Genomic DNA, 3,271 nt, shown 5'->3' with positions numbered 1-3,271 from the left:
TACAGCACTACAAAATATAAAGTTAATAGATACAAAGGTAAAAGATGGGTCGGCATTAGGGAGATTGAAAGGATTAAAGGAGCTAGAATTAGATGGAGCAACAATTGGAAATCTTGAAACGGTTTGTTGCTCTAACTCATTAGAAATATTTACAGGTTCGTTTGCTCAATTTAATATGATAAAAGACTCTTTTGGGAGAAAAATAGATTTCTCAAAAATAATAGGAGAAATGAGTGAGGAAGAACGTGAAATTTGGTATCAGCATTTAAGAGGCTAGATGAACTGAAAATAATATTTTTATGTAAACAAGTTCTTCTTTCAGAGTCGAAAAAAATTCACACTAACAATGTCCATTTGTAAATGTATTAATTGTTAATTATTTGAAACACTTATGCATCAAACTGCTGATATTAATAATAGAGAGAAGTTATTAATATGTTCACCAACTCTTTATGGAATATGAATAAGTTTTATGCCCTTATTTGACAATCGATTCAGTAATAAAATGGCTAAAAGAAATAATGTATATGTAACTGAATGTCACATCCCTCCTCCATTGTTCGTCTTGTATGTAGAACGATAAGGAGGGATTTTATTATGAGTACATTTGATGTAGCAATTGTTGGGGGAGGGCTTGCTGGTTTAACGGCATCTATATATTTAGCGAAAGAAGGAAGAAAAGTTGTTGTATTAGAGAAATCTAGCCGTTTTGGCGGCAGAGCGATGACAATAAATAAACATGGTATCTATATGAATCTTGGGGCACATGCTTTATACCGCGGGGGAGAAGCGTTTTTAACATTTAACGAGCTTGGTATGAATCTTACTGGAGGAATACCGTCCACGAAGGCACACGGAATATGGAAAGATGACGTATATACAATCCCAACTGATTTCCGCTCCATTGTATCAACGCCGTTACTTTCATGGACAGCTAAAATCCAATTTTCTCGCCTTATGATTCATTTAGGGAAATTGGATATTAATACGATTCCAAAAATGAGTCTTTCCGTATGGGCAGAAAAAGAAATACAGGATCCTATGGTACGAAATATGTTTTATGCGTTATGCCGAACTACGACATACACATATGCTCCTACCATCCAATTAGCATCGTCTGTATTAAAGCAAATACAGCGTTCTATGAAAGAGGGAGTTTTTTATGTAGATGGTGGTTGGGAGACGATTATAACAAAATTAAGAAATATAGCTATAAATGCTGGTGTTCAATTTCTGGCAAGTAAGCATGTTTTGGAAGTAGAACATTGTGAAGATATACAAAAAATACGCTGTTTAGATGATGATATATTCGAAACGGATACTGTTATCGTGACGATTCCACCGAAAGAAGCCTGTAAAATAATAAAAGGTGCAGAAAAAACCAGTTTGTACGTATGGAGTGAACAATCAATACAAGTGACAGCAGCTGCATTAGATATTGGTTTGAAACGATTACCTAATCCTGTACATCAATTTGCATTAGGGTTAGATCAACCTGTATTTTTTACGAACCAATCGAGGTCAGCTAAACTAAGTGATAATGGATCGATAGTTGTAAGTTTGATTAAGTATCATAATCCTATGGAAGAGATGAATAGGATTAATTATGATAAAAAACAGTTAGAGAGAACAATGGAGCTCTTACATCCTAATTGGGAACGAGAAGTTGTTGTAAAGCAATATTTACCTAAAATAACTGTTGTTCATGATTTCCCGCATATTGGCCGAGGAGAAATTCCGGGGCCTGTAATTCCTGAAATGCCAGGTATATACGTAGCAGGAGATTGGGCTGGGCATGATGAATTATTAGCTGATGCAGCAGTTGCAAGCGGGAAGCGGGCCGCACTGCACATTTTAAAGAAATTAGAAAGAGGGGCTCATCGTGGAAACGGAGCAATTGTATGAAGCGCACAAATCTTTATTGTTTTCCCTAGCTTATCGAATGCTTGGGAGTGTAATGGACGCTGAAGATATTGTCCACGATGTATTCATTTCATTAAATAATATGGATGACATTCAGTCTGTTGAAAATATAAAAGCATATTTATGTAAAATGGTTACTAATCGTTCAATTGATAAATTACGTTCTGCGGAACATAAGCGGAATGTATATGTCGGAATGTGGTTACCAGAACCGCTCGTGGAAGAAAATAACAACCCATCAGATTCATACGTAATGAAAGAATCTCTTTCTACAGCATACCTTTTACTTTTACAACAGTTATCTGAAGTAGAAAGGATTGTATTCATATTAAGAGAAGTTTTTAGTTATGATTATGAAGAGATAGCGTCAATAGTTGGTAAAAGTAATGTGAATTGCCGGAAGATATTTCAGCGTGCGCGAAAGAGTATAGTAGATAAACAAAAGCCATCCAAATTAAGTACGAAGCAAATGGCCACTTATGTTGAAAAATTTGTAGCATCATTACAGTGTGGGGATACGCAAGGTATGTTAGAGGTATTAAAATCAGATGCGATATTCAAAGCAGATGGTGGAGGGAAAGTTACTACCGCTATTAATCCGATTTATTCTGCAGATAGAATTATGCGCCTGTTCTTTGGGATTGCAAAACGATTGCCAGAAGAGTACAGTGTTGATTTCAAAATGGTAAATAGTGCACCGGGGGTTATTGTTACAATAAATAATAATGTGACTTATGTGCTTTCATTTGCATTTGATAATGAAAAAATTTCAAACATTTATATGATGGTTAATCCTGAAAAACTTATGCATTTAAATGTAAAAATATAAAATAAAGACGCATTTCAACAGAAATGTGTCTTTATTTTATTACTTTTCTAACATTTCAAGAGGTACATCTTTTTCGCCAGCTACCTCGAATTTAATTTCCCCGTCTTCTTCATAAATGCGTTTAATAATCGGTATAGTTATCATTAGTTTTTTATGCTGCTTACGTCTTCTAGCAGCATCTAAGTTAATCACGTTCATGTGTAAGCATCCTTTCTCACAGAAATATATAAACAAAAGAAAATGCGTCCAAAAGGGCGCTTAGTCGAATTAGTAATACCGATTCATTTAAATGGGGTTTAGATTATTTTATAATTGCAAACTGATTGTAAAATAATGTGAATTAAATAATTGCACGTAGAAATTAACTTTACCAAAAAACGAAACAATATGCTATAAAAAAATTTAAATTTTTGTCATATAACGAGAAAAAGGTTTTCGTTTCGCATATAATGAAAAGTAGACGGGCAGCAAGAGCTTATTCATCATATTGCTTTTGAAAGGCGATGAAAAAATGGATAC

Annotated in this window: 3 protein-coding genes and 1 pseudogene; 3 read left to right on the top strand and 1 reads right to left on the bottom strand. The window is 34.4% G+C overall.

The genetic code is table 11. The annotated features are described in order from the left end of the window. From KI356_RS24780 to KI356_RS24770, 3 genes and pseudogenes are all read left to right on the top strand, one after another. Window positions 1-277 (top strand): annotated as a pseudogene (locus KI356_RS24780) (SMI1/KNR4 family protein); the annotation flags it as partial. 320 nt (window positions 278-597) lie between these two features. Then, window positions 598-1,905: a phytoene desaturase family protein gene (locus KI356_RS24775; RefSeq protein ID WP_212936760.1), complete on the top strand. Its 1,308-nt coding sequence runs from the start codon at window positions 598-600 to the stop codon at window positions 1,903-1,905. Further along, complete coding sequence (locus KI356_RS24770; RefSeq protein ID WP_212936759.1) at window positions 1,883-2,752, top strand: sigma-70 family RNA polymerase sigma factor; 870 nt, start codon at window positions 1,883-1,885, stop codon at window positions 2,750-2,752. Before KI356_RS24775 ends, KI356_RS24770 begins: the two co-directional genes overlap by 23 nt. Window positions 2,753-2,791: 39 nt before the next feature. Here the strand turns inward: KI356_RS24770 and KI356_RS24765 are convergent, their stop codons facing one another. After that, window positions 2,792-2,950 carry a hypothetical protein gene (locus KI356_RS24765; RefSeq protein WP_002085567.1) on the bottom strand — a complete coding sequence of 53 codons (159 nt, stop codon included), beginning with the start codon at window positions 2,948-2,950 and terminating at the stop codon, window positions 2,792-2,794. Window positions 2,951-3,271 lie beyond the last annotated feature (321 nt).

The sequence above is a fragment of the Bacillus hominis genome, from assembly GCF_018332515.1.
In the GTDB taxonomy this organism is placed as follows: domain Bacteria; phylum Bacillota; class Bacilli; order Bacillales; family Bacillaceae_G; genus Bacillus_A; species Bacillus_A hominis.
This window is presented reverse-complemented; position numbering and strand designations above follow the sequence as displayed.

What these genes read in the sequence shown, in the direction of transcription:
- KI356_RS24765 (WP_002085567.1), bottom strand. Translation starts at nt 2,950, where the DNA reads ATGAACGTGATTAACTTAGATGCTGCTAGAAGACGTAAGCAGCATAAA.
- KI356_RS24775 (WP_212936760.1), top strand. Translation starts at nt 598, where the DNA reads ATGAGTACATTTGATGTAGCAATTGTTGGGGGAGGGCTTGCTGGTTTA.